The sequence below is a fragment of the Streptosporangium sp. NPDC050148 genome (assembly GCF_055586505.1).
The window spans coordinates 1-26,375 of the sequence record NZ_JBVJIA010000022.1 but is presented as its reverse complement, the minus strand read 5'-3'; the positions used below and the strand labels follow the sequence as shown (position 1 = coordinate 26,375).

At 73.7% G+C, this 26,375-nt stretch carries 22 protein-coding genes; 11 read left to right on the top strand and 11 right to left on the bottom strand.

The annotated features are described in order from the left end of the window. Positions 1-5: 5 nt before the first annotated feature. A complete protein-coding gene (locus ACZ6RT_RS24170; RefSeq protein WP_399193013.1) occupies positions 6-881 on the bottom strand; it encodes an enoyl-CoA hydratase-related protein in 876 nt (291 codons plus the stop codon). A 138-nt stretch (positions 882-1,019) separates the two neighbouring features. Between ACZ6RT_RS24170 and ACZ6RT_RS24165 the strand changes: the two genes are divergently transcribed. Continuing rightward, complete coding sequence (locus ACZ6RT_RS24165) at positions 1,020-2,645, top strand: LCP family protein (protein ID WP_470156256.1); 1,626 nt, start codon at positions 1,020-1,022, stop codon at positions 2,643-2,645. Between the two features lie 39 nt (positions 2,646-2,684). Here the strand turns inward: ACZ6RT_RS24165 and ACZ6RT_RS24160 are convergent, their stop codons facing one another. Then, on the bottom strand, positions 2,685-5,039 hold the full coding sequence (locus tag ACZ6RT_RS24160) for a polysaccharide lyase 8 family protein (protein WP_470156254.1): 2,355 nt from the start codon (positions 5,037-5,039) through the stop codon (positions 2,685-2,687). Between the two features lie 159 nt (positions 5,040-5,198). Between ACZ6RT_RS24160 and ACZ6RT_RS24155 the strand changes: the two genes are divergently transcribed. Continuing rightward, positions 5,199-6,611: an Ig-like domain-containing protein gene (locus ACZ6RT_RS24155; RefSeq protein WP_470156252.1), complete on the top strand. Its 1,413-nt coding sequence runs from the start codon at positions 5,199-5,201 to the stop codon at positions 6,609-6,611. A 148-nt stretch (positions 6,612-6,759) separates the two neighbouring features. Here the strand turns inward: ACZ6RT_RS24155 and ACZ6RT_RS24150 are convergent, their stop codons facing one another. From ACZ6RT_RS24150 to ACZ6RT_RS24140, 3 genes are all read right to left on the bottom strand, one after another. Then, the gene (locus ACZ6RT_RS24150; protein WP_470156250.1) at positions 6,760-7,773 is read right to left on the bottom strand and encodes an enolase C-terminal domain-like protein; all 1,014 of its coding nucleotides are present in this window, start codon (positions 7,771-7,773) and stop codon (positions 6,760-6,762) included. A 337-nt stretch (positions 7,774-8,110) separates the two neighbouring features. Further along, positions 8,111-9,484 carry an MFS transporter gene (locus ACZ6RT_RS24145; RefSeq protein WP_470156249.1) on the bottom strand — a complete coding sequence of 458 codons (1,374 nt, stop codon included), beginning with the start codon at positions 9,482-9,484 and terminating at the stop codon, positions 8,111-8,113. Positions 9,485-9,646: 162 nt separating this feature from the next. After that, positions 9,647-10,696, bottom strand: coding sequence for an aldo/keto reductase (locus ACZ6RT_RS24140; RefSeq protein WP_470156247.1), 1,050 nt, complete (start codon positions 10,694-10,696; stop codon positions 9,647-9,649). 225 nt (positions 10,697-10,921) lie between these two features. Between ACZ6RT_RS24140 and ACZ6RT_RS24135 the strand changes: the two genes are divergently transcribed. The 4 genes from ACZ6RT_RS24135 to ACZ6RT_RS24120 all read left to right on the top strand — a co-directional run bounded on the left by ACZ6RT_RS24135 (position 10,922) and on the right by ACZ6RT_RS24120 (position 13,448). After that, complete coding sequence (locus tag ACZ6RT_RS24135) at positions 10,922-11,338, top strand: MerR family transcriptional regulator (protein ID WP_470156245.1); 417 nt, start codon at positions 10,922-10,924, stop codon at positions 11,336-11,338. Between the two features lie 370 nt (positions 11,339-11,708). Next, positions 11,709-12,059 (top strand): YciI family protein, encoded by a 351-nt coding sequence (locus ACZ6RT_RS24130; RefSeq protein WP_470156244.1) that lies wholly within the window; start codon positions 11,709-11,711, stop codon positions 12,057-12,059. Between the two features lie 8 nt (positions 12,060-12,067). Beyond that, positions 12,068-13,288, top strand: a complete 1,221-nt coding sequence (locus tag ACZ6RT_RS24125; RefSeq protein ID WP_470156242.1) for an RNA polymerase sigma factor — start codon at positions 12,068-12,070, stop codon at positions 13,286-13,288. Positions 13,289-13,325: 37 nt separating this feature from the next. After that, positions 13,326-13,448 (top strand): hypothetical protein, encoded by a 123-nt coding sequence (locus ACZ6RT_RS24120; RefSeq protein WP_470156241.1) that lies wholly within the window; start codon positions 13,326-13,328, stop codon positions 13,446-13,448. A 97-nt stretch (positions 13,449-13,545) separates the two neighbouring features. On the opposite strand, the gene ACZ6RT_RS24115 is transcribed toward ACZ6RT_RS24120, so the two are convergent. Continuing rightward, positions 13,546-13,956, bottom strand: coding sequence for a YybH family protein (locus ACZ6RT_RS24115; protein ID WP_470156239.1), 411 nt, complete (start codon positions 13,954-13,956; stop codon positions 13,546-13,548). Positions 13,957-14,053: 97 nt separating this feature from the next. On the opposite strand from ACZ6RT_RS24115, the gene ACZ6RT_RS24110 reads away from it, so the two are divergent. Together ACZ6RT_RS24110 and ACZ6RT_RS24105 are read left to right on the top strand one after the other, a co-directional pair. Then, positions 14,054-14,401, top strand: a complete 348-nt coding sequence (locus ACZ6RT_RS24110; protein WP_470156238.1) for a DUF4440 domain-containing protein — start codon at positions 14,054-14,056, stop codon at positions 14,399-14,401. A 130-nt stretch (positions 14,402-14,531) separates the two neighbouring features. Beyond that, positions 14,532-14,714, top strand: coding sequence for a hypothetical protein (locus tag ACZ6RT_RS24105; RefSeq protein WP_399193039.1), 183 nt, complete (start codon positions 14,532-14,534; stop codon positions 14,712-14,714). Between the two features lie 44 nt (positions 14,715-14,758). On the opposite strand, the gene ACZ6RT_RS24100 is transcribed toward ACZ6RT_RS24105, so the two are convergent. The 5 genes from ACZ6RT_RS24100 to ACZ6RT_RS24080 form a co-directional block, all read right to left on the bottom strand. Then, entirely contained in the window at positions 14,759-15,913 is a 1,155-nt protein-coding gene (locus tag ACZ6RT_RS24100; protein ID WP_470156236.1) for a VWA domain-containing protein, read from the bottom strand. Next, a complete protein-coding gene (locus ACZ6RT_RS24095; protein WP_470156234.1) occupies positions 15,906-18,773 on the bottom strand; it encodes a DUF5682 family protein in 2,868 nt (955 codons plus the stop codon). The genes ACZ6RT_RS24100 and ACZ6RT_RS24095 overlap by 8 nt, the downstream gene beginning before the upstream one ends. A 69-nt stretch (positions 18,774-18,842) precedes the next feature. After that, complete coding sequence (locus tag ACZ6RT_RS24090; RefSeq protein ID WP_399193044.1) at positions 18,843-19,910, bottom strand: AAA family ATPase; 1,068 nt, start codon at positions 19,908-19,910, stop codon at positions 18,843-18,845. Beyond that, positions 19,910-21,343, bottom strand: a complete 1,434-nt coding sequence (locus ACZ6RT_RS24085) for a DUF5691 domain-containing protein (protein ID WP_470156232.1) — start codon at positions 21,341-21,343, stop codon at positions 19,910-19,912. Before ACZ6RT_RS24085 ends, ACZ6RT_RS24090 begins: the two co-directional genes overlap by 1 nt. Beyond that, positions 21,340-22,911 (bottom strand): SWIM zinc finger family protein, encoded by a 1,572-nt coding sequence (locus ACZ6RT_RS24080; protein WP_470156230.1) that lies wholly within the window; start codon positions 22,909-22,911, stop codon positions 21,340-21,342. The genes ACZ6RT_RS24085 and ACZ6RT_RS24080 overlap by 4 nt, the downstream gene beginning before the upstream one ends. 183 nt (positions 22,912-23,094) lie before the next feature. On the opposite strand from ACZ6RT_RS24080, the gene ACZ6RT_RS24075 reads away from it, so the two are divergent. The 3 genes from ACZ6RT_RS24075 to ACZ6RT_RS24065 all read left to right on the top strand — a co-directional run bounded on the left by ACZ6RT_RS24075 (position 23,095) and on the right by ACZ6RT_RS24065 (position 26,055). Further along, positions 23,095-23,520, top strand: a complete 426-nt coding sequence (locus ACZ6RT_RS24075) for a cupin domain-containing protein (RefSeq protein WP_399193230.1) — start codon at positions 23,095-23,097, stop codon at positions 23,518-23,520. 91 nt (positions 23,521-23,611) lie between these two features. Next, positions 23,612-25,147 carry an aldehyde dehydrogenase family protein gene (locus ACZ6RT_RS24070; protein ID WP_399193050.1) on the top strand — a complete coding sequence of 512 codons (1,536 nt, stop codon included), beginning with the start codon at positions 23,612-23,614 and terminating at the stop codon, positions 25,145-25,147. 98 nt (positions 25,148-25,245) lie between these two features. Next, complete coding sequence (locus ACZ6RT_RS24065) at positions 25,246-26,055, top strand: class I SAM-dependent methyltransferase (protein ID WP_399193052.1); 810 nt, start codon at positions 25,246-25,248, stop codon at positions 26,053-26,055. The last annotated feature ends 320 nt before the right edge of the window (positions 26,056-26,375 follow it).

The following is a 26,375-nucleotide window of genomic DNA, read 5'->3' as shown; positions in this document are numbered from 1 at the left end:
CGGCGTCACTCGTAGGGGTTGTCCGGCCAGGACGGGACCGCCTCGGGAAGGTCGCCCGAGACCTTCATCGGGAACGCCGCCGCCCGCTTCTCCAGGAACGCCGTGACGCCCTCGGCCGCGTCCGGGGCGGAGCCGAGCGCGTTCATCAGGATCGAGTCTGCGCGGTGCGCCTCCCACGGGGAGGAGGCCGACAGGCCCGACCACATGAGCCTGCGGATCGCGGCGACCGAGACGGCCGAGGTGTTGTCGGCGATCTCGCGGGCGAGCGCGTACGCGGCCGGGAGGAGCTCGTCGGGGGCGAGGACCCTGGAGACCAGGCGGCCCTGGAGCGCCTCGTCGGCGGGGAACACCCTGCCGGTCGCGGCCCACTCCATGGCCTGGGAGATGCCGACGAGGCGGGGCAGGAACCAGCTGGAGGCGGCCTCGGTGACGATGCCGCGGCGGGCGAAGACGAAGCCGAACCTGGCGGTGTCGGAGGCGAGCCTGACGTCCATCGGGAGCGTCATCGTCACCCCGACGCCCACGGCCGGGCCGTTGATCGCGCCGATGACGGGCTTGAGCGACCTGGCGATCCGGAGCGCGACCGTGCCGCCGCCGTCGCGGGGGGAGCCGTCGACGGTGTCCTGCCCGGCGTACATCTCGCCGGTCCTGCGGTGGTCGAAGGTCTCGCCCCCGCCCGCGAGGTCGGCGCCCGCGCAGAAGGCGCGGCCCCTGCCGGTGACGACGACGGCGCGCACCTCGTCGTCGGCGTCGGCGAGGTCGAAGGCGTCGATCAGCTCGCCGCGCATCACGTAGGTGAAGGCGTTGAGGCGGTGGGGGCGGTCGAGGGTGATCGTGGCGACACCGTCCGCCACCTCGTAGTGGATCTCCGTGAAGGCCATGACCGAATCTTATTCCAGGGAAAATGTGCGATAAGTCCGGATGGGCTTCTTGAGTTGTTCACCGACTTGTCGCCCGCGACGCTGTTTTATCCCCCTAATATCTCCGTCGACGCTGAACGGCGAGGAAACGGGGGGCGGGTGCGGGACAGACCACGGCCGTCCGGTGTCGGCACGGTCATCGGCTGGACGGCACTGTCCGCCGTCGTCCCGGGCGCGGCCCACCTGCGCGCGGGATGGCGCAGGACCGGCCTGACCCTGCTGTCGGTGTACGCGGTGCTGCTGCTGGCGCTGCTCTGGGTGGCGCTCACCTCCGACCTGGGCGCCCTCGCCGGGCAGCTGGCCTCGTCGTCCTCCCAGGTGACCACGGTCATCGCGGCCTCGGCCGTGCTCGGGCTGGCCTGGTTCGCGCTGGTCGTGCACTCGTTCACGGTGATGAACCCCGGCCGCCTCCCCGGCGCGGGGCAGGCCGTCGCGGGGGGCCTGGCGGGGCTGCTCGCGGTGGCCGTGCTGCTGCCCTTCGGCTTCGTCGGGCAGTCCGCGGCGTTCTCGCAGTCGGCGCTGGACGACATCTTCAGCGCCCCGTCCACCCCCCGCCCCGCGAACGGCGACGGCGGCACGGCGAACGCGGACGACCCGTGGGCCGGCCGTTCCCGGGTGAACATCCTGCTGCTGGGCGGCGACGCCGACACCCACCGGGCGGGCGTGCGCACCGACAGCATCAACGTGGCCAGCGTGGACGTCCGGACCGGCAACACCGTGCTGTTCAGCCTGCCGCGCAACCTGGAGAACGTCCGCTTCGTCCCGGGCTCGCCCATGGCGAAGCGCTTCCCCGACGGCTTCCGCCTCCCCGTCAACCCGGACGGCTCGCGCGAGGACCTGCTCTTCGCGGTCTGGGAGTACGCCGACGCGCACCCGGAGATCTTCGGGGGACGCAGGCACCAGGGCACGAAGACGCTCATCGACACGGTCGGCTACACCCTGGGCCTGAAGATCGACTGGTACGCCCTGGTCAACATGTGGGGCTTCGCCCGGCTGATCGACGCGATCGGCGGCGTCACGCTGACCGTCCCCCAGGACGTGGTCTTCGGCAAGTACAACGAGGGCCTGGTCAAGGCGGGCACCCGGCGGCTGCGCGGCGCCGACGCGATGTGGTTCGCCCGCTCGCGGACCAACAGCGACGACTACACCCGGATGGGCCGCCAGCGCTGCGTGCTGGGCGCCCTGCTCTCCCAGTCGGATCCGGCGACCGTGCTGTCCCGGTTCAACCGGGTCGCGCTGGCCACCAAGGAACTGCTGAAGACCGACATCCCGCGCCCGATGCTGGAGCACCTGGTCCCGCTGGCGCTGAAGGTGAAGAACGCGAAGGTGACCAGCGTCCAGTTCGTCCCGCCGCTGATCAACACCGGCTACCCCGACTGGAGCAAGATCCGCAAGATCACCGCGAAGGCCCTGCGTGCCTCCGCGGCCACCCCGCGGCGCCCGCTCACCGCCACCGCGGCCCCCTCCGCCACCCCGGGGACCCCCACCGGCGGCACCGGCGGCACCGACGGCACCGACACCACCACGGCCACCGGCATCCCGCGGACCGGTGAGACCACCGGGCCGACCGGCAGGAGCACCGCCGACACCGCCGACACCGCCGACAGCGCCGACACCGGCGGCACCGCGACCGGCGCGCCCACCCGGACGCCCCGCCCCCGGGCGAGCGCCACGGCCACGCCGGACCCGGCCTCCCCCAAGGGCATCAGCGAGGGCTGCGGCTGAGCGCACGTCCCGGGTTCCGGGAACACGCGCGCACGGCCGTCACCGGCCGCCGCCCGGCGACCTCCCGCCGAGCCGTACGGTGACCGTGACCGAGTCCCCGCTCCAGGCGGCCGGGCGGTCGAAGACGAGCGTGAGCCCGGCCCCGGTCGTGGCGCCCGTCAGCACTCCGTGCCCGTCCAGCACCCCGGTCACCGGCCGGTCCCAGGTCACGGTCAGGGTGTCCAGGTCGCGCCGCGGATCGGACACGGTCACCGTGGCCGTACCGTCGCCGGTCTCCCGGACCAGGAGCGCGCACGGGGCGGAGGCGGCCAGGCCGCCGGCGGCCCCGGCGTCCCAGAACACGACGGCGGTCAGGCCGAGCGAGGGGACCCGCACGCCCTGCCGCCGGGCGGTGTTGTCGAGCACCCGCACCCGGCCGGGGTCGGCGGCCCGGGACCGGGTCGCGGCCAGGCTCGCCCCCGGCAGGAGCAGGTAGAGGTAACCGGCCGAGACGGGATCGACGCCGTGGTCGAACCACAGGGTCGTGTAGTCGCGCGCTGCTCCCCCCGCCCGCGCCCCCTCGGCGACCCGCCTCTCGCGCAGCGTGCGCAGGCCGGAGGCGCAGGGAAGGACGTAGCCGCCGTGCCCCTCCAGGTGCGCCCAGCCCGCCGCCTCGTCCACGGTCAGGCGCGCGCCGGTCCTGCGGTTGTCCACGACGGTCTCGACCGGTACGCCGTCCTCGGCGGTGATGCCCGCCCCCAGGCAGACCACGGCGTCGTCCAGGAAGAACCAGGACTTGAACGCCCGCATCGTGCTCTCGAAGCCGTTCAGGTGCTGGCCGACCGCCGCGTACACGCCGTCGGTGGCGCCGCCCACCCAGCGGACCGGCGGGCAGGTGTCGCCCCAGGCCGGTCCGGCGCCGTCCGCGAGCCGCCGGGTGGAGACGGTCGTGCCCGGCAGCCGGTAGGGGTCGACCGTGGCCCAGAAGGAGTCGGAGTACTGGTCGCCGTGGCCGCGGCCCCACCAGTGGAGCATTCCCGAGCCGGTGTGCCAGCCGCGCGGGTTCTCGCCGTTGCCGTGCTCGTAGTGGCCGATCCGGTCCGAGGCCATGCTGAGGCCCGCGCACCAGCCGGGTCTGCGGTGGACGGCGCGGGCGCTGCTCGCCAGGAGCCGGTGCCCGGCGGGCTCGGCCGCTGCGGGGACCGCGTCGTCGTCCAGCACCGCGGCCAGGCGGGCGTGGGCTCCCAGGTCCTCGGTCTCGGCCGCGGCGAGCATGGGCCGGTGGGTCTCCCGCAGCGCCCACCCCTTGACCGTGGACCGCCAGCGGGCCCGCTCGGCCGCCGACGCCGACTCGCCCAGCAGCAGGATCGACAGGGCGATCCTGCGCCCCCGGTCGTGGTCGCCGTACGGCCGCCTGCCGATCCCGCGGCCGGAGACGAGGTCCATGCAGAGACCGTCGTGGACGAACGGCGCGAACGACCTCTCGACCATGTCGAAGACGACCTGCCGGCGGGGATCCGTGATCTCCCACGGTGATCCGCGCAGCACCGCGAACAGGGTCGCCAGGCCCGACAGCAGCACCGCCCCGTACCCGCCCTGGTAGGGCACGAAGGTGTGCTGCAGGAACGAGCCGTCCCGGTGGAAGCCGTCGCCCTCCTCGACGTGGGGGAAGACCGGGGAGAGCGCAGAGGCGGCCAGCGCGACCCCGCCCGGGTCGGATCCCACGAGGGCGCGCAGCAGCGTCACCACGCACAGGTCCACCCGGTTGGCGCCGGTGCTGGTGCCCTCGTAGTCGCGCAGCAGGCACGCGGGCACGAAGTGCTCCGCCGCCTGCCGCAGCGGCCCGCCCTCCCGCTCGGTCAGGTGCGGGCCGATCAGCACGGCCGCGTCGAGGAGCCTGCGTGGGACGCCGATCTGCCAGTTCCACCAGTTGCCCGCCGCCTCCGCGCCCGCGGCGTACACCCGGCTCCGGTAGTGGTCGATCCCGGCGGCCACGGCCGCGGCCAGGCCGGCGTCGCCGGTCAGCCCGGTCCCGGGCAGGGCGTACGCGCGGGCCATGGTCCGCAGTCGCTCCGGGGTGGCGGTGAAGGAGGGGAACGCCAGGCCCGGCCAGAGCGACGCGCCGGCCGGCGCCATGGTGTCCCGGTACCGGGCCGCGGTCCTTCCCAGCCCCGCCAGCCGGGTCCGGTAGGGCTCGGCCGAGGCGTCGAACCCCGACCCGGCCGTGACGTCCCGCCACCGGCGGCGCAGCAGGGCGAAGACGTCGTCCCGCCCGGACGCCGCGCGGGCCACGGGCGGGGCGTCCGCCGCGGGCGAGGACCGGCCCGGGACGCGCGCGACCTCCGCCGGGATCAGCGCCCCGGCCGCGGCGACCCCGCCGAGCCGGAGAAGCGATCGCCTGGAACATCCGCTCACATCGGGATTGTCGCTCAAGGAGGGCGTTCGTCCCGCGTGTCGCGTGAAACGCGGTACGCGGGCACCTGACGCGACACGATCGTCACCGAGAGTAATCTCCGTTCTGAAGTGGATGATCCAGGAGGGCATCCCTCACGACAGAACGGGAGTCCAGAGTTGGTGCCACGACGATTCACCTCCGCGCTCATCGCGTCGGCCTGCGCCCTGTCGACGCTGCTCGCCCCATCGGGCGCACCGGCCGCGGCCGGCACCGGCGCGCACGCCGCCGCCACCGCGCGAGCCGCCGTCACGCCCTGTGTGCAGCAGGGACGGGCGACCTACCCCGTCGAGTACTACTGGAAGAACGCGTTCGGCATGAGGCTGGGCGGCGGGTCGGTCTCGGTCGACACCTCCCCGCCCCTGTGGGGCGGGCGGATCGCGCCGGGCGGCACCTTCACCCTCACGCTGGCCCACCGCACGGCCCGGTGGCCGTTCCTGGTCAGCCGCTACACCACCACGTGGGACCTGTCGTCGCTGCTGGCCTACGCCGACATCGTCGGCCAGTCCGGGGCCGGCGCCGTCGTCGGCAGCGTCCTGTCGATCCCCTCGCAGGGCACCAAGGCCGACCCGCCGGCGAAGGTCATCACCTTCCAGGTCAGGCAGGGCACCGTCGGGGGCTCCATGACCATCCGGCCGACCGGGATCAGCAGCGTCCTGTCCGCTCCCGGCCAGCTGGGAGCCAACGCTCCCGCTCCCCCGATCCAGATCGTGAGCGGGCAGTCCATCTCACCCACCCGGGCCGCCGACGACACCGCCTCCACCGCGCCGGGCACGGCCGTCAGGGTGCCCGTCCTGGCCAACGACACCGCGGCCGCACCGACGATCACCGGCCTGAACCCGCCGGCCAACGGCACCGCGACGATCTCCGGCCGCGACGTGGTCTACACGCCCGCCGCCGGGTTCACCGGCACCGACGACTTCGCCTACACCGTCACCACGGCCTGCGGGACCGCCACCGCCAGGGTCACGATCACCATCCCGTGCACCTACACGCCCGTCGACCTGGTCAACGGCGGCTTCGAGGCACCGCCGGTGGCCACGATCGACAGCGCCGTCCCGGACGCCTCGTCGAACCCGGGCGTCGGCTGGCGCACCACCGCGACCGACAACCGGCTGGAGTTCTGGCGCAGCGGCCAGACCGGGGGCGGGAGCGTCGCCGTCCCCGCGGCCGACGGCCGGCAGTTCGCCGAGCTCAACGCCAACCAGGTCTCCACGCTCTACCAGGACCTGCCCACCGTCCCGGGGACGCGGATGACCTGGTCGCTGTACCACCGGGGGCGCCAGGGCACCGACGTGATGCGGGTGCTCATCGGCGCGCCGGGGGCGACCGTGGCCCAGGTCCCCACCGGCGCCTCGTCCCCGGACATCGCCGACGGCAACACCGCCTGGGGCCACTACACCGGCGTGTACGTCGTGCCCGCGGGGCAGACCGTCACGCGGTTCGCCTTCGACTCGGTGTCGGCCGCGGGCGGCAGCCAGGGGGCCGGCAACTTCCTGGACGGCGTGGTCTTCACGACGCCGGCCTGTCCCTAGAGGTCCCCGGACGGCTCGGGACGGCTCGGGGGCGGCTCCGGGGCGGCCCGCTCGTCCCGTCCCGTCCCGGAGCGGGCACATGGACGGGGGTCCGCTCCCGTCGGCCCCGTGTGAGGGAGACGCCCGGTCCAAGGGGGGGTACGCCCGTTCAGACGGCGTACGACTCCTTGGCCAGGCGGCGGACCCGGTCCTCGTCGATGCGGTGGCCCAGGCCCGGCTGGGTGAGCGGCACGGCCACCACGCCACCCGAGGCCCCGACCGGCGGGTCGACGATCTGGGCGCTGCGCGGCGGCTCGGCCACGTCGCAGGGCAGGCCGCAACCGGGCAGGCTGGCGGCGGCGACGGTGGCCGCGCGGGCCAGCCCGGTGCCGCGGCCACCGGCGCAGGCGATCTCCCAGCCGACCTCCACCGCGCGGTCGTGCACCCGGCGCACCTCGCGCAGGGACCCCAGGGCCGCCGGGCGGAGCAGCAGCGCCCGGCCGGCCCGCACGGTGATCGCCTCTTCCAGCTCCGCGGCGGAGGAGACCTCCAGCAGGACCGGCGCGGCGACCCGTTCCTGCAGGTCGGCGTGGTCGGCCAGGCCCGTGGGACCGGCGAAGGGACGCTCGATCGCGGAGAGCGTGTAGGCGTCGAGCGCCGCCAGCGCGTCGATGCCGGTGTAGGCGCCGCGCGCGTCCACGGCGATGCCCAGCACCGGGTACGCCTGGCGGACGGCGCGCAGCGGCTCGACGTCCCAGCCGGGATGGACGTCCAGGGTGACGTGGGCGTATCCGGCGCAGACGTGCCGGTTCACCCTCGCGACCAGGCTGTCCAGGTTGCGCTCGGCGCCGATCCTGACGGTGGCCATCAGGGAGGTGCGGGTACCGCCGAGCGCGTGGGCCAGCGGCACCCCGCGCATCCTGGCCCACAGGTCCCAGCAGGCCATGTCGGCCGCGGACCCCCCGGGGATCCGGCCCAGCTCGTCCGGGTGCTCCCAGTCCAGGCCGATCAACGCCTGGCCGAGCCCTTCCTCCAGCGACACCCAGGTCTTGGGGTCGGCGTCGACGACCTCGCCCCACCCGGTCATGCCGCCGTAGTCGGTGAGCCGGACGAGGATGCTCTCCGGCCGCCTGCCGTACGGCAGGATCAACCGGAACACCTCGAGATCACGGACACGCGGCATGGACCCCCCTCGGTCTCTCCGAGCTCGGAGGACTCCGAGCTCTGAAAACACGAATCCCGCCCTAGGGCGGGACTCCGTTCAACACCGGGAAGGTCGGCGTTCTTCCCCATGGTGCCACGCGGACCCACGGACATCCCCCGTGGCCGGGGAAATCCGGAACCGGGGCCGGGGGCGGACGGGCCGGCGAGAAAGGGGAGAAAGCGACCCCCACCCGGATCCCGGTCCGGGCCCATGATCGGGACAGGGACCCGAGGCGGGAGCAGGAACCCGAGACGGGACCGGGACCCGGGCGGGAACCGGGGTCAGGGCCGGGACCGGGACCGGGACCGGGAAGGTGTCAGGTCCTGACCCGTCCCGACACCAGGATCCCGCCGGCCGCCAGCAGCGCCACCAGCGCGAAGCAGAGCAGGTAGACGGCTCCGAGGGTGCCCAGGGCCGCCAGCAGCGCGCCGGCGACCGCGACCGACACGACCGTGTAGACCGACTCCGCGACCCCCAGCGACGCGCTGTTCTCCCCCTCCTGTCCCGGGGGCGACAGCTCCAGGACGAGCACCGACAGCGTCGGGTACACGACGCCCATGCCGAGCCCCAGCACGATCTCACCGGCGAAGGCCGCGGCGATCGGGACGGCCGCGAAGACGGTCAGGCCCATCATCACGAGGCCCACGGTGATCAGCAGCATGCCGAACCGCAGCAGCGGGACGCGCTCGAACCGCCTGCGGCCCACCACCCACGAGCCGAACGACCAGCTCAGCGCACCGCCGGTCAGGACGAGCCCGGCCATGGTCAGCGACAGGCCGCGCTCGTCCCTGAGCATCAGCGGCAGGAACGCCTCACCGCCGATGACCGCACCCGCCGCGATGCCGCGCAGGGAGATCACCGAGGGCAGCCCGCGGGCGGCGCGCAGGGTCCCCGTGGGCAGCAGCCGGGGAAGCGCCGCGGCCAGCACGGCCAGACCGGCGACGATCAGGACGAGCCCGGCACCGCGCGTCGCGCCCCCGTACTGCATGAGCGACGCGCCGTACTGCATCAGGGCTGCTCCGACCGCGACGAGCAGCGCCCAGCCCAGCCTCCACGCGATCGAGGCGCGGGCGGGGACGGGCGGCTGGTCCGACATCGGCGCCGAGGCCAGCCCGCGCCAGAGCAGCAGCGCGGCCGGCAGGAGGATCACCGCCACGCCGTAGAAGACCCAGCGCCAGCCGACGCTCTCCACCACGACGCCGGTGATCGCGGGTCCCACCATGGAGGGCACCACCCAGGCGGTCGCGAAGATCGAGAACACCCGGGGGTGGAGCTCGGCGGGGTAGACCCGTGAGACCAGGACGTACATCGCCACCTGGAGCATGCCCGCGCCGAAGCCCTGGACGAACCGGCCCGCGATGAACACGTCCATCGTCGGCGCGACCCCGGCCAGGATCAGCCCGACCGCGAAGACCCCCGCCCCGGTCCACAGCGGCGCGACCGGCCCGGCCAGGTCACCCCAGCGCCCGCCCAGCACGGTCGCGACCACCCCGGCCGCCAGCGCCCCGCTGAACGCCAGCCCGTACAGCGCGTGGCCGTTCAGCTCGGCGGCCACGACCGGCATGGCGGTGGCCACGGCCAGGTACTCGAAGGCCGCCAGGGTGATCAGGGCCACCGTCCCGACCGTCAGCGCCCGGTAGCGGGGGGCGAATATTCCGGCAGGGCGTTCTTCGATCGTCGTGCTAACCATGGGATAGACGGTACGGCCGGTGCCCGGCACCCGTCATCGGGCCCCTGGTTCGGCCCTTGGTCGTAGGACCGGCGTCCCGGTCCCCTCCCGTAGGACCGGCGGCCCTTGCAGGAGCGACGTCCCCTGCGGGACGGGCGGCCCGCGCGGGACCGGCGGCCGGCCTCACCCGGCGGCGCGTTCCGTGAGCGGACGCCGTCGCAGCGCGGCGTCGGCCAGCGACGGCGGGCGCCAGGCACCGTCCGGGGGGTACAGGTTCGTCCCGGGCGGGACGATCTCGTCGATCCGGTCGAGGGTGGCGTCGTCGAGGGTGAGCGGGGCGCCCTTCAGCAGCTCCTCCAGGTGCCCCATGGTCCGCGGCCCCGTGATCACCGAGGTGACGGCGGGGTGCGCCGCGGCGAAGGCCACGGCGAGCGCGGGAAGCGAGCAGCCCAGGTCCTCCGCGAGGGCGACCAGCTTCTCGAGGGCGTCGAACTTGGCGGCGTTCTCCGGGAGGGCGGGGTCGAAGCGCGCCGGGGTCAGGGCGGGACGGCCGGTGGACAGGTCGACGGGCCGCCCCCTGCGGTACGCGCCGGACAGGAAGCCCGAGGCGAGCGGGCTCCAGGTCAGCACCCCCATCCCGTACCGCCCGCAGACCGGGAGCACGTCGGCCTCGACGCCCCGGGCGAGCAGGGAGTAGGGCGGCTGCTCGGTCCTGAAGCGCTGCAGGCCGCGGCGCTCGGCGACGTGGTGCGCCTCGACGATCTCCTCGGCCGGGAAGCTCGAACAGCCGAAGGCGCGGATCTTCCCCTGGCGGACGAGGTCGCTCAGCACCGAGAGCGTCTCCTCGATGTCGGTCGAGCGGTCGGGACGGTGGATCTGGTAGAGGTCGATCCAGTCGGTACGCAGGCGCCTGAGGCTCTCCTCGACCTCCCTGAGGATCCAGCGACGCGAGTTGCCGCTCCGGTTGGGCCCCTCGCCCATCCTGAAGTGCACCTTGGTGGCGAGCACGACGTCGTCGCGGCGCCCCTTCAGCGCCTTCCCGAGGATCTCCTCGGACTCCCCCGCCGAGTACATGTCGGCGGTGTCGACGAAGTTGATCCCCCGGTCGAGCGCGGCGTGGACGATGCGGGCGCAGTCGTCGTGGTCGGCGTTGCCGACCGCGCCGAACATCATGGTCCCGAGGCAGTGGACGCTCACCTCGATGCCGGTGCCGCCGAGAATGCGGTAGCGCATGGTCAGGCTCCCTTGCTGACGTCCGGCGGGTGCCGGTGAGGACGTGCCGGGACGGTCGGGGCCGTACCCGGCGACGAGAACGCGGCGGCCCTGTGCCCGGCGTGCCCGGCGTGCCCGTCGGCGCCGTCGCCGTCGCGCCCCGCGATGACCGTGACGTAAGGGCCGCTCGAGTCCGCATCCTAGGAGCTGGAGTCGACTCCAGATCAAGTCCGTATCCTGGACGGCATGCGGGATGTCACACCGGGTTTGAGCATCGGGCAGGTCGCCGAGCGCACGGGACTGAGCGTCCACGCCCTGCGTTTCTACGAGCGCGAGGGCATCCTGATCGATCCGGTACGGCGCGGCCCCGGCGGGCGTCGCGTCTACGGTGAGGGCGACGTGGAGTGGCTGACCCTGTGCATCGTCCTGCGCGCCTCGGGCATGCCGTTGCCCGACATCCGCCGCTACACCGAGTTCGTCCGGCAGGGAACCGGTAACGAGGAGGAGCGGCTCGCCCTGCTGCGCCTGCACAGGGAGCGGGTGATGGCACAGATCGACGGCCTTTCGCGGTGCATGGACCTGATCAACCACAAGGTCGGCGTGTACGAGGACCTCCTCGACCAGGGCGCCGCCGACCACCCGTGCTCGGCACCGCCTTCGTGACCGGGGTCCTCCCCGACGCCCCGGTGCTCTCGACGCCCTCGGTGCCCTCGACGCCCTCGGTGCTCCGACGCCCCCGTGCTCTCGGTGCTCCGGTGCTCTCGGTGCTCTCGGTGGCCTGCGAGCGCGGGCGGGCCCCGGCATGCCCCGGTGCACCCCGTCGGGCCCACCGGGAACGCGTGGACCGCGCCGGACGGACGGGCCGCGCGGGCCGTACGGAAAAAATTCCGGTTCTCCCGCGTGCGATGTCGATCCGGGCGAGGACCGTTCGTGTAGGAGGTGAGGGGCCGGCACCGTGCCGTGCCCGGCGGCGACGGGGTCCGCCACCGGGGGGTGGTGGCGCCGGTGGCCGCGAGAACCAGGAGGATCGACCATGAAGCAGTATCTGCTCAGCGTGTACCAGCCCGACGGCACCCTGCCGTCCGGTGAACTGGAGCCCATCATGCGGGACGTCGGGGCCGTGGAGCGGGAGATCAAGGAGGCGGGGGCGTGGGTCTTCGCCGGAGGGCTGTATCCGGCGAGCTCGGCCACCGTGGTGCGGGTCCGTGACGGTGAGGCGCTGACCACCGACGGCCCGTTCACCGAGGGCAAGGAGCACATCGGCGGGTTCACCGTCATCAAGGCACCCGATCTCGACGCCGCCCTGGAATGGGGACGCAAGCTCGCCGGCGCGACCACGCTCCCGGTCGAGGTGCGTCCCCTCGAGGGCGAGGCCGAGGACTGACCTCCGCCATGACGGGCCCGTCCGCCGAGCAGATCGAAGGCGTGTTCCGCCGGGAGTACGGCCGCGCGGTGGCCGTACTGATCCGCCACCTCGGTGACATCGACCTCGCCGAGGAGGCGGTCCAGGACGCGTTCACCGAGGCGGTACGGCGGTGGCCGGTCACCGGCCCTCCCCCGAGCCCGGCGGGGTGGATCATCACCACCGCCCGCAACCGGGCGATCGACCGGCTGCGCCGGGAGGCCACCCGCCAGGACCGGCACGCCCAGGCGGCCCTGTTGCACACCCCCGGTGAACCCGTCGAGGAGGGCCCAGTGCGCGACGACCGGCTGAGGCTGATCTTCACCTGCTGCCATCCCGCGCTCTCCACCGGCGCCCGCGTCGCGCTGACGCTGCGGTTGCTGGGCGGGCTCACCACGGCCGAGATCGCGCGCGCGTTCCTGGTCCCCGAGCCGACCATGGCCCAGCGGCTGGTCAGGGCCAAGAACAAGATCCGCGAAGCGGGGATCCCCTACCGGATCCCCGCCGAGGCCGAGCTGCCCGATCGCCTGCGGGCCGTGCTGGCCGTGGTCTACCTCGTCTTCACCGAGGGGCACACGGCCAGCACGGGCGACCGGCTGGTCCGCGAGGACCTGTGCGCCGAGGCCGTCCGCCTGGGACGGCTGCTGGCCGAGCTGATGCCCGACGAGCCCGAGGTGCTGGGACTGCTCGCGCTCATGCTGCTCGCCGAGTCGCGTCGGGCCGCCCGCGTCACCCCCGGCGGCGACCTCGTGCTCCTGGCCGACCAGGACCGGAGCCTGTGGGACCGGGAGCTCATCGCCGAGGGGCAGGCCATCGTCCGGCGCTGCCTGCGGCGCGGCCTGCCGGGCCCGTACCAGATCCAGGCGGCGATCAACGCGGTGCACTCGGACGCGCCGATCGCGGCCGCCACCGACTGGCGGCAGATCCTGGCCCTGTACGACCGGCTGCTGGAGTTCGCGCCGGGACCGGTGGTGGCCCTCAACCGCGCGGTCGCGGTGGCCGAGGTCGAGGGACCGGGCGCTGCGCTCGACCTGGTCGACGGTCTCGACCTGGGCCGCTACCACCTGTTCCACGCCGTCCGGGCCGATCTGCTGCGGCGCCTGGGCCGCGCCTCCGAGGCGACCCGGGCGTACGACGCCGCGCTCGACCTCGTCGGCAACGCGGCCGAGCGCGACTTCCTGCTGCGCATGCGCGCGACGGTGGATCCCTGACCGTCGCGGGACCCCGCCCCGCCCCGTCGTACGCGTCGTGGTCGTCACGGTCGTCGCACGTGTCGTACGCGTCGTGGTCGTCGTGGTCGTCGCACGCCTTGTACGCGTCGTGGTCGTGTTCGTCGTACGCGTCGCGGTCGTCGCGCCCGGCCGCCGGTGATCACCAGGTAGAGCCGGTCGAGGTGAGCGGGGCCGGCGATCACACCGAGGTGACGGCCGGGCAGGGGGCCTCTGCCGTCACCAGGGACCGATGGGGCTCAGTGCGGGGCCCGGCCGGTTCCGAAGGGGTTGTTGACGGCGTAGCGCCACAGCCCGTCCGGCCCCCGTCGCGCGACGTCGGCCGCGGTTCCCCCGAGGTGGACCTCGTGGCCGTCGGCGCCCGTACCGCGAAGGGACCAGTCGACGACGAGCAGGGCGACGTCTCCGGCGACGTAGGCGTGCCGCAGCCGGGCGTCGATCGGCAGGCCGAAACCGAGGAGATGGCGGTCGGCGGCGGCCCGTTCCGCACCGGTGGCCGGATGGCCCGGGGAGGGGACGAGCACGCTCGCGTCCTCGTAGAGGCCGTCCAGGCGCTCGGCGTTCCCCGAGTTGAACGCGTCCACGTAGGCCGCGGGGAGCAGCTCGGCGTCGGTGGGAAGAATGGCGGTGGTGTCGTCATGACGTGTCATGACATACGCATCGTACCATAAAAATGATCTTCATTGGGAGGGGCCGGACGGCCCGGGCGGCAGGAGAGGACGGAGACGAAGAGTGACACGGGACGACATGATCGACCTTGAGAGGCAGGGCTGGCAGGCGCTCTCCTCCACCCCGGAGGCCGCCACCGGGTTCTACGAGCGGATCCTCGACCGCACGGTCGTCATGCTGCTGCCCGGCGGCATGGTGCTCGACGACCGGGCGGCGATCGTGAAGGCCATGTCGGGGCGGCCCTGGTCCTCCTACGAGCTTCAGGACCCGCGCGTGTCCCACCCCACGACCGACACCGCGCTGGTCACCTACGGCGTCCTCGCCCGGCGCGACGGCGCCCCGCCGTACTCGGCCCTGATGAGCAGCCTGTACGCGCGCCGCCAGGACGGCTGGAGGCTGGTCTTCCACCAGCAGACACCGCGCTGAACCGGCACCCGGCATCCGGCCTCGGCACCCGGCACCCGGCCCCGGTATCCGACACCGGCGGCGATGTAAGGGGTAAGTCGTACCGCTGTAATGGTTGAGGTGTATTAACCGCTTACAGCACGCTGGACGTATGACAGACGAGATCTCGACCGGACGGCGGCCCGCCTGCCCCTCGTGCGGGCGGCCGGCCGCCGTTCCGGCGTCCACCCACCACACCTCGGAGGGAACCGTCCGGTACGCGCGATGCGCGTGCGGCCGATGGCTGGTCGTGCTGGCCGGGCGGGTCATCGGCGCCGGCGCCGGCACCGGGTGAACGCCCGGCCCCGGCCGCCCGGAAGGATCACCCGGCGCCAACGATCACCCGGCGCTGCGCCCCAGCGCCCGCTCGGCCCACTGGCCGACGTCGCGACGCTCGATCGCCGCCGCCATCAGGTCGGGGAAGGCGTCCGGTGTGCAGGCGAAGGCCGGCACCCCCATGGCGGCGAGCGCCGCGGCGTTGTCGTGGTCGTAGAAGGGCGCGCCCTCGTCCGAGAGCGCGAGCAGCACGATCACCTGCACCCCGGCCGCGGTCATCTGGGCGACCCTGCGGAGCATCTCCTCGCGCACCCCGCCCTCGTAGAGGTCACTGATCAGAATGAAGATCGAATCAGTGGGACGGGTGATGAGACCCTGGCTGTAGGCGATGGCCCGGTTGATGTCGGTGCCGCCGCCGAGCTGGGTGCCGAACAACAGCTCCACGGGATCGTGAAGCTGGTCGGTGAGATCGACCACCGCCGTGTCGAAGACGACCAGCGAGGTCCTCAGCGAGCTCATCGAGGCCAGGACCGCGCCGAAGACGCTGGAGTAGACGACGGAGGCGGCCATCGACCCGCTCTGGTCGATGCAGAGCACGACCTCGCGCTGGACCGCCCGCTGCCGCCTGCCGTACCCGACGAGCCTGGAGGGGATCACGGTGTTGCGGTCGGGCAGGTAGTTCTTCAGGTTGACGCGGATCGTGCGGTCCCAGTCGATGTCGGCGACCCGCTTGGGCCGGTGGGTCCGGGCCGAGCGGTCCAGCGCCCCGGTCACCGCGGCCTTCGTCTTCTGCACGAGCTTCCGCTCCAGCTCGGAGACGACCTTGCGGACCAGGGCCCGGGCCGACTCGCGCGCCTTCTCCGGCATCACCCGGTTGAGCGACAGCAGCGTGCCGACCATGTGGACGTCGGGCTCGACGGCCTCGAGCATCTCCGGCTCCATGAGCAACCGGGTCATGTTCAGCCGCTGGACCGCGTCCTTCTGCATGACCTGGACGACGGTCGAGGGGAAGTAGGACCGGATGTCGCCCAGCCAGCGCGCCACCCTGGGCGCGGAGGCGCCCAGACCTCCGCTCCGCTCACCCGCCCCCGCGCCGCCGCCGTTGTACAGGGCGGCCAGGGCACCGTCCATCTGGGCGTCGGTCCCGGTCAGCGAGCAGCCGGTGCCGTCTGCGTCGCCGCCCAGGACCATCCGCCAGCGGCGCAGCCTCTCATCCATCGGTCCGTCCCGTCCTTCCCAGGATCGCCAGTACGGTCCGCACGGCCGGTGCCGCGCGCTCCTCGTCGAAGTCCTCCGCCTCCGGTGCCCGGTCGGCGGTGCCCGTGCCCAGCGAGCGGACGCGCGAGCCGATCGAGCGGCGTTCCGGGGCGGCGAAGGCACCGAACGTCCTGCGCAGCAGCGGCAGGACGTCGACGAAGGTCTCCGGGGCGAGCCCGGTGAGCCAGGCGTCGACCAGCCCGAGCAGTCGCGGATCGTGGACCAGCAACAGCCCACCGCCCGACAGGAAGCCCTCGACCCACGCGGCCGCCCTGGCCGGAGGGTGCCCGGCCGACATCGCGCGCGACATCCTCCGGTCCACCTCGGTCGTGTCGAGGTCTCCGGCGTCCAGCAGGATCCTGGTGAGCCGTCCCTCGATGAGGCCGTGCAGGTCGGCACGGCCCGAGGCCGCGCGCAACGCCGCCAGCCACCGCGCTCTCGGCGCCTCCTCCGCTCCGGCGACCCGCTCCCCGGAACCGTTGACCCGCTCCTCGGGACCGTCGGCACCCGGGGAACCGGCCGGACCGGCCCCTGCGGAGCCTGCGGGGTCCGTCGGGTCCGTCGGGTCCGTGGGGTTCGCGGAATCCGCAGAACCCGCAGGGCCCTCGGGAGCCGTGAGGTCCGTGTCGACGGCCGTCCCGGAACCCGTGGCACCGAGGGAGGCGGCCGAGCCCGTGGAACCGGCCGAGCCCGCGGAGTTCGCGGAGCCTGCCGGGTCGGTGTCGAGGAGGGCGACGGCGGCGTGCACGGCGTCGATGTGCCCGAGCAGGTCCTTTGCCGCGTCGTCGTCGAGGCCGGTGACGGCACCGCCGACACCGACGCAGATCCTGGTGAGCATGGCCTCGACGATGACCGTCAGGCCGGTGGCGGGCGTGCCGCGCACGTCGCCGTAGCGCTGGACGCGGACCATGGCCGGGAGCGCGGCCATCAGGTGCGTGACGTCGCCGTCCAGCGCCGCCCGTTCCGACAGGGCGTCGAGGACGTGGGGCAGCGCCTCGGGCAGGTCGGCGAGCAGGCAGCGCTCCACCAGGCCGGTGAGGGTGGCCAGGGTGACCCCGCCGGACGCCCTGCCACCGGGCCCGCCCGCTCCCCCGCCCCCCGGACCCGCACCCGACGGGCCCGCGCCTCCGGGACCGGGTGCCGATCCGGGGAGCGTGCCGGACGCGCCGGACCGGGTGACCGGCGCCGTTCCCCCGTCGGCGAGGTCGCGGACGCGGGCGGCGGCTGCGGCCGGGACGGTCGTGCCCCAGGCGCTCGCCTCGATCAGGTCGATGTCGAACTCGGGCCGCCAGGCCAGCGACCACGACTCGCGGAAGGTGCCCTTGCTGCGGCTCTGCTGCGGGGTGCCCCAGTCGATGCCGAGCAGGCGCAGCCGGTGCAGCAGCCTGCTGCGCTCCAGGTCGAGGGGCTTGCGCAGGTCGAGATCGTACTCGCGGTCGAGGGCCTCGGGCTTGAGGCGCACCCTGCGCTGTTCCTCGCGCAGGTGGCGCTGCAGGGGGACCATCGGGGTGCTGTCGGGCACCTGGCCGAGGCGCTCCCCCACGACCATGCGCCGCTGGATCAGCTCCACCGGCAGGTCGTCGCCCTCGCAGAGCACCGCCCTGACCGCCTCGGTCACCTCGGCCAGCCCGGCCAGCGGCCGTCCCCTGAGCACGGCCAGGCTCTCGGCGAGCCGTACCCCCTCGATGACGTGGGCGGAGGAGACCGGCAGGTCCTCCTCCCGCAGCACCCCGGCCGCTCCGGTCAGCCACCGCTCGACCGGACGGTCCGGGGAGGTGAACAGGTGGTGGTACCAGCCCGGGGAGGTGACGCCCGCGCCGTACCCGCTCCAGGCGGCCAGCCGCCCGTACGTCCACGGCACCCAGGTCATCTCGGCCTTGACCTTGGGCAGTCCCCTGAGCAGCGCGTCGTCGGCCTTCGCGGTGGGCAGCCCGGCTCCCCAGGCCGCCCCCTCGCGCGAGGTGCCCGTCAGCGCGGGGACGTGCCACGCCCCGCAGACCACGGCGATCCGCTGGAAGCCGTCCTTGACCGCCTTGCGGATCGTGCGCCGCATGAACGCCTCGCGCCGCGCCTCGTACTCGTCGGCGGAGTGGCCCTCGCGGACGGCCTCCATGGCCTCGGCGATCATGTGGAACGGGGTGTCGCCGCGGTGCTCGACCGCGTCCTCCCACCAGCGTTCGGGGTCGTCGTACCCGGCGGCGCGGGCCAGGGCTCCGATCGGGTCGATCCGTACCGTCTCCGGAGCGGCGTCCCTGTCCCCGCCGTCCCCGCCGTCCCCCTCTCCCCCGGGCACCGCGTCCCCGGTGTCGCCCCCGGCGCCCTCAGGATCCGTGACACCCCCAGGGCTCTCGGCGCCCTCCTCCTTGTCGTCCTTGTCGTCCTTGTCCTCCGTGTCCCCGGCCGTCCCGGGATCCGTCCGCTCCGGTTCGGCCGATCCCGGACCTGGTCCAGGACCCGGACCAGGACCCGCGTCCGGGCTCGCGTCGCCGGGCTCGCCGGGCCGGGAGGCGAGGCTGTGCACGGCGGGCAGGTCGCAGAACCGGACCGGGACGCCCGCCCCGAGCGCGTGACGGATCGCCTGCCACTCGGGGGAGAACTCCGCGAACGGCCAGAACGCGGCCTTGGACGGCTCACCCGGCACGTGGGCGAGCAGCGCGACCGGCGGCCGCAGGTCGGGGTCGCGTGCCAGCTCGACCAGCCCGTCCGCCTCGGGCGGGCCCTCGATGAGCACGATGTCCGGCGCGAGCCGCTCGAGCTCGTCGCGCAGGGAGCGCGCCGACCCCGGGCCGTGGTGCCGGATTCCCAGCACGGAGACGCTCATCGGCACCATCCGGCCGCCGCGGGGACCCGCACCGAGGTCGTGGGGACGCCCTTCGGGGGGAGCATCGCCTCAGCCCGCGTCACGGCAGGCCCGGTAGAAGTCGCGCCAGTCGCGGCGCTCGCGCACCACGGTCTCCAGGTACTCGCGCCAGACGACACGGTCGGAGACCGGGTCCTGGATCACGGCGCCGACGATGCCCGCGGCCACGTCGGACGGGCGCAGCACGCCGTCACCGAAGTGCGCCGCCAGGGCGATGCCGTTGGTGAGGACGGAGATGGCCTCGGCGGTGCTGAGCGTGCCGCTGGGAGACTTGACCTTGGTACGGCCGTCCTCGGTGACGCCGGTGCGCAGCTCCCTGAAGACCGTGACCACGCGGCGGATCTCCTCCAGACCGGTACGGGTCTCGGGCAGCTCCAGGGAGCGGCCGAGCTGGCCCACCCGGCGGGAGACGATGTCCACCTCCTCCTCGGCGGTGGCGGGGACCGGCAGCACGACGGTGTTGAACCGGCGGCGCAGCGCGCTCGACAGTTCGTTGACGCCGCGGTCGCGGTCGTTGGCGGTGGCGATCACGTTGAACCCGCGCGAGGCCTGCACCTCCCGGTTGAGCTCGGGGATCGGCAGCGTCTTCTCCGAGAGCACGGTGATCAGCGCGTCCTGCACGTCGGAGGGCATGCGGGTCAGCTCCTCCACGCGGGCGAGCCGTCCCTCGGCCATCGCCCGCATCACCGGGCTGGGGGTGAGCGCCTCCATGGACGGGCCCTCGGCCAGCAGCCGGGCGTAGTTCCAGCCGTAGCGGACGGCCTCCTCGGCGGTGCCCGCGGTGCCCTGCACCAGCAGGGTGGAGTCGCCGCTGATCGCGGCGGCCAGGTGCTCCGACAGCCAGGTCTTGGCCGTGCCGGGCACGCCGAGCAGCAGCAGCGCGCGGTCGGTGGCGAGCGTCGCCACCGCCACCTCGACGATGCGCCGCGGCCCGATGTACTTCGGGGTGATCTGGTCGCCGTCACCGAGGATGTACGTCGTCACCGCCCAGGGGGACAGTTTCCACCCCGGCGGGCGGGTCCGGTCGTCGCTCTTGGCCAGGATCGCCAGCTCCTCGGCGTACTGGTCTTCGGCGTGGGCCCGCAGAACCGTTGTCACTACTGCAGCTCCTTCAACATGTCGTCACGGAAACGCAGGAGGGCGGCGACCTCCTGGATGGGGGGTTCGGGGGAGAAACGCGCGGCCATGTCGTGCAGGGCCGGATCGACGCGCTCCCCGGCGAGTCTGGTGACCTCGCCGACGTACCAGGACTGGTTGCCGGAGGAGAGCTTGAGGATCTTCTCCAGCACGGCGAGCGTCAGGTCGGGACCCCAGGGGGCGGGAACGCCCACCAGGCGGTCGACCAGCCGTCCGTGCCGGTCGGCGTGGTGACGGACGAAGTCCACCGCCACGGCCTCACGCTCCACCGGGGGCAGCACCGCGAGCAGGTCGGCGAGCGGGTCGTCGAGGAAGAGCTCGCGGGCCCACGCCGGGTCGCCCTGTACGACCGCGGCCCTGACCCATCCGGCCACGACCTCCCGGCGCCAGTCGACGACCTTCATACGGACGATGTCGCGGGGCGAGGCTCCGAACAGCCGGGTCCAGACGGCCAGCGGGGTGCGGGCCACCAGCTGCTGGAGCCACCAGCTCTTCTCACCGGTGCCGTGCGGGGGCTTCGCCCGGATGCCGTCGCGTTCCATCGCGGCGTCACAGGTCTCGGGCGGGGTGACGAGTATCTTCCCGCCCCCGAGGATCCTGCCGGGCTTGACGGACAGGTGGCGCGCGGCCCGTTCGGCCATCCGCTGCCCGAGGCGCGAGTCCGGAAGCCTGCTGAGCAGGTAGGCGGCCTCGTTGCGGACCTCGCGGCGGCGGTCGTCGAGCGCGGCCTCCAGGAAGGGCTCGTCGTCGTCGGACAGGCCGTCGGCGAGGACCTTGAGAAAGGCCTCCCGGTCGGCGGGCGTCTCCTTCTCCCAGGCCGCCGCGAGCAGTTCCCTGGCCCCGGCCGGGTCCGCCGCCCGTCGCGCGGACAGGTAGACGCGGCGGTCCCCGGAGGTGCCGAGCTCCCAGACCTCGTCACCGTCGAACCCGGTCACGGCGGCGGAGGTGACCTCCTCCAGCAGGAACTTCCAGGACGGGTTGAGACCGGCCAGCCAGCGGCCCCGATTCCCGGCGAGCACACCGACGTGCGGCCGGATCGACCTGTCCTTGGCGGCGTGGTCGAGGAGCCTGGGCAGCAGGTGCGGGGAGAGCCGGTAACCGCGCCCCGCGGCCGCCTCAAGCCACTCGTCGAGCAGTTTCGGCCCCTTGCCCTCCACAAGGCCGGCGAACCGGTCGGCGGCTGCGGGCGGGATCACGGGCTGCTCCTCGGGCGCCGCCGTGGCCGGCGGCTCCACCCCGGTGACCGGCCGCCGTCCCGCACGCGTCCGCAGCGTGTGCACGGCCGCGCGTTCGAGCAGCTCGACCTCGCTCGCGGCCTGCCCGGGGATCGGGCGCCGGTCGGTCCCGACGAGCGCGGTGGAGACCAGGTCCTCCCATTCGGCGGAGGCGTTCACAGGACGATCACCCTGCCTTCCTCGTCCCAGGTCGTCAGGGGGCGCAAGCCCCTGGGGGTCCATTCGGCGGCGACGGTCACGGGGTGACCGCCGGAGACGGCGGCCAGCCGCCAGGGGGTTCCCACCGACGGGTGGAGGGCGAGCCCCCCGGAGGGGCCGGTCAGCAACCGCAGGTCGTTCCCTGCGGGGACCACCCCCTCCAGCAGCACGGGCCAGGAGTCGAGCCAGGGATCACCGGCCAGCGCCTCGGCGACCTGGTCGAGGGCCGCCCGTACGCTCGTGCCGGGCGGCGGGCCCGCTCCCACGTCCTCACCCCCCGCCGCCGTCGTGCCGGGCGCCGTCGTGCCGGGCGTCTCAGGCCCGGACGCCGTCGTCCCGGCCGCACCGGGACGGACCGCGTCGGACCCGTTCGAACCGACCCCGTTCGAACCGGCCCCGGCACCATCGGGACGGGCCTCCACGGAACCGGCCCCGGGACGGATCGTCCGGTGACGGGCGGCGACCACGGCGCGCAGCGGAGCCGAGCCGGGATAGAACGCCAGGTCGGCGTCGACGGTCGTGCCGGTGACCAGGGAGGCGTCCAGGGCCTGCCCGGCCGGTGCGAAGGAGAGTACCAGCGCGACCCTGCCGGTCTCGCGGCCACGGAGCCACACCCTGCGGGCGGTCAGCCTGTCGTTCTCCTCGTCACGCCGTCCCAGCACGTCCCACCGGTCGCGGACGGTGCCGCCGGCGATCACCTCCTCCTTGGTCATCGAGAAGCCGACCCGGTCGCGTACCCGCTGCAGGAGCCCTGCGGGCACCGCTCCCCCGGCGTCCGCCCCGGCGAAGGCGTCACCGGCGCCGTCGGCGCCGTCCGCAGAAGGCGCTGGGGACTCCGGGGACTCCGGGGACGCCGAGAGACGGCGGTGCGCCACGCAGAGCAGGTGCAGCAGCGCGTACTCGCCGAGGAGTCGGGCCGGCCAGTCGTCGCCGTCCAGGGTGGCGCCCAGCCGGGAGAGCGAGCCCGCCACCCCGGGGGCCTGGGCGTCGACCAGGCGCTTGGCCAGGGCGTCCCACTGGTCGTGGCGCCGGGATCCGGCGATGCCCTGCCTGATCTGGTCGGCGAGCCAGCGTTCCAGATCCGCGAGACCGGCGGTCACGCGCTGCTCGCGCCGGTCGGCCCTGCGGCCGTCGGCGGGCCCCGCCTCGGCGGACCTGGCCGCTCGGGCCGCTCCGGCCTCGGCCGCCTTGGCCGCTCGCCCGCGCCGCCCGTCCAGCCACTCGCCCACCCAGTCGGCGGGTTCGTCGGCGGCGGGGACACCGTCGGCCGACCAGAGCAGCAACAGGCCCAGCGCGTGCTTGCACGGGAACTTCCTGCTCGGACAGGTGCACTTGTAGGCGGGCTCGGACAGGTCGACGCACGCCCGGTAGGGCTTGGAGCCGCTGCCCTTGCACTCGCCCCACAGCGCGTCGGCACCGACCCCCGTCCCCGACCACTTGGCGGGAGAGGAGACTCCGTGGGCTGCCTTCTGGGAGGAGGCGTCGGGCGCGAGCGCCAGCACCTGATCCCGGTTCCACCGTTCGATCACGCAGCGAACGCTAGCCAACCTTGCCGACAAAACCACATCGATCTCCACCAGGCCGTCCCCGCCCGCGGGACGGGTCCCGGGACGCACCGTGCCGCGGAACGTCCGATGCCGCGGCAGGACCGCGGGACGCGCTCCGCGACGTGACGTACTGTCGTCCGCGATCCCTAGAATCCGTCTGTGACGATGCCTTCCCGACCTCCGCTCGCCGAGGCCCTCGATCTGCTGCCGCATCCCGAGGGCGGCTGGTTCCGCGAGACCTGGCGGACCTCCGCCGAGCTCACCCCTCCCGGATACGACGGGGTCCGGGCCACGGCCACCGGGATCTATTTCCTTCTTCAGCCCGGCGAGGAGTCACGTCCCCACGTGGTCCGTTCCGACGAGATCTGGTTCTGGCACCGGGGCGGTCCGCTGACGCTCGTCCTCGGCGGTCACGAGGGGGTGCCCGCCACCACCGTGACCCTGGGTCCCCTGGTGGAGGAGGGCCAGCTGCCGCAGGTCCTGGTGCCCGGAGGCACCTGGCAGGCGGCCCGGCCCGCGGGCGACGAGGGGGTGCTGGTGAGCTGCGTGGTCTCCCCCGGTTTCGACTTCGCCGACTTCCGCATGATCTGACGACACCCCCGCCCCGACGTTCCCGCCCGATGTGACGCCCTCTTCCCGCGTGGGGAGAATGCGGTTACACGTCCATACCGGGAGGTCGAAGGTGACCAGCGAGATCGTCTCCGTCATCGGCGGAAAAGAAACGTCCAGCGGTGTGACCTACGAGTCGGTCGACCCGGCCCACCTGGACGAGGTGGTGGCCCGGGTCCGGCTGGCGGACCCGGGCACGTTCTCCTCCGCGTGCCGCACGGCCGCCGCCGCGCAGAGGGAGTGGGCGCGCGTCCCGGCGCCCGTCCGGGGGCGGGTGATCGCCTCCATCGGGCGCCTGGTGGAGGCCAACGCCGTCGAACTGGCCCGCCTGGTCACCCGCGAGATCGGCAAGCCGTACGCCGAGGCGCTGGGCGAGGTCCGCGAGATCGTCGACACCTGTGACTTCTTCCTCGGCGAGGGCCGGAGGCTGTACGGGCAGACGGTCCCCTCGGAGATGCCGGACAAGAACCTGTTCACCTTCCGGGTCCCCGTCGGGGTGGCCGCGGTGATAACCGCCGGCAACTTCCCGGTGGCGGTGCCGTCGTGGTACCTCGTCCCGGCGCTGCTCTGCGGCAACGCCGTGGTGTGGAAGCCCGCCGAGTACGCGGCGGCCTCGGCGCACGCGCTCTACCGGTTGTTCGAGGCGGCCGGTCTGCCGGACGGCGTGCTGAACCTGGTCCTCGCCGACGGCGCCACGACGTTCGAGGGCCTGGAGGCGGCGCTGGCCGAGGGCACGGTGCACAAGGTCGGGTTCACCGGATCCACCGAGGTGGGACGTGCCGTCGGCGAGCTGTGCGGGCGCCACCTGCAGTCCCCCTGCCTGGAGCTGGGCGGCAAGAACCCGATGGTCGTGATGCCGGACGCCGACCTGGACCTGGCCGTGGAGGGCGCGCTGTTCGCGGGCTTCGGCACGGCCGGGCAGCGCTGCACCTCGCTCGGCACGGTGATCGTGCACGAGAGCGTCCACGACGAGTTCCTGGACCGGTACGCCCGTGCCGTGGCCGGGGCCGCGATCGGCGACCCGTCCGGGGACGTGTTGTGCGGCCCGCTGCTGGAGCGCAGGTTCGCCGACCGCTACGAGGAGTACCTGGGCTGGATCCTGCCGCACCACAGGGTCGTCTCCGGCCCGGTCGGCCGGATCACCGCCGACAGCCCGCGCGGCGACTTCACCGGGGAGGGCGGCCTCTACTACCACCCGGTGGTCGTGGACGGCGTCCGTCCCGACGACCGGCTGTTCCTGGAGGAGACCTTCGGCCCCATCGTCGGAGTGACCTCCTTCACCACCCTGGAGGAGGCGCTCCACCTGGCCGACCTGCCCGGTTACGGGCTCTCCTGCTCGATCTACACGACCGACCCCGCCTCGGTCTTCCGTTTCCGCGAGGGGATCGGCGCGGGCATGGTCAGCGTCAACAACTCCACCTCCGGCGCGGAGGCCCACCTGCCGTTCGGCGGCAACGGCAGGTCCGGGAACGGGAGCCGTCAGTCCGGGATGTGGGTCCTCGACCAGTTCACCCGGTGGCAGTCGATGAACTGGGACCACTCGGGAAGGCTGCAGAAGGCCCAGATGGACGTCGCCGAGATCGTTCCCGACCTGGAGTTCCGCCTCTGAGACCACCTCGCCACCATGACCATCATGTGAGACGATTCTTCTTGAAATATGAGACCTCTGTTACGGTCGGAGCGATCGCCGACGAGGGAGAGGTCCCCATGACAGGCACGAACGCCGTCTACACCCACGGACACCACGAGTCCGTGCTCAGGTCCCACCGATGGCGTACCGCGGAGAACTCGGCGGCGTACCTGCTCGGGCATCTGAGGCCGGGCATGAGCCTGCTGGACGTGGGGTGCGGGCCCGGCACCCTCACCGCCGACCTGGCCGCGCGCGTCGCGCCCGGCCGGGTCACCGCGGTGGAGGTGAGCGAGGAGGCGCTCGGCCTGGCGCGGGCGGAGGCCGCGCGCCGGGGGCAGGACGGCATCGCGTTCGCGGTGGCGGACGTGCACGCCCTGGAGTTCCCCGACGACACCTTCGACGTGGTCCACGCCCACCAGGTGCTCCAGCACGTCGGCGACCCGGTGGGGGCGCTGCGCGAGATGCGCCGGGTGTGCCGGCCGGGCGGGATCGTGGCGGTACGCGACAGCGACTACACCGCGTTCACCTGGTTCCCCGAGGTGCCCGCGCTGACGGAGTGGCTCGACCTCTACCGGACGGCGGCGCGGGCCAACGGCGGCGAGCCCGACGCCGGGCGGCGGCTGCTGTCGTGGGCGCGCCGGGCGGGGTTCGCCGACGTCACGGCCACCTCCTCGACCTGGTGCTTCGCCACGCCCGAGGACCGGTCGTGGTGGGGCGGCATGTGGGCCGAGCGGGTGCTGCGCTCCGACATGGCCCGCCAGGTCCTCACCTCGGGCGTCGCCACCGAGGAGGATCTGCGCCGCGTCTCCCAGGGGTGGCTGGAGTGGGCCGGGGAGCCGGACGGCTGGCTGTCGCTGCTGCACGGCGAGCTGATCTGCCGCGCCTGAGGACCCGTGCCCCGCCCCCGTGGATCGCCCGGGGATCACCCGCGGATCGCCCGGGGGAAGGATCCCCGCCCACCGGCCACGAGGTCATCCCGAAAAAGAGGTGCCCCCGGAAACGACGTGGCCGCGGAGAAGGGCCGGGGCGCCCGCCGACGCGGACGCCCCGGGAACGGACGGGACTACTGCTTGGTGATCTTCACGTTGTCGATGCCGGCCTCGACCAGGGAGGCGCCGGAGGCGTCACCGGCCTCGACCAGGATGCGGACGCTCTGCCCGGCGAAGGCGGAGATGTCGACGTTGGCGGTGGCCCAGGCGCCGTCACG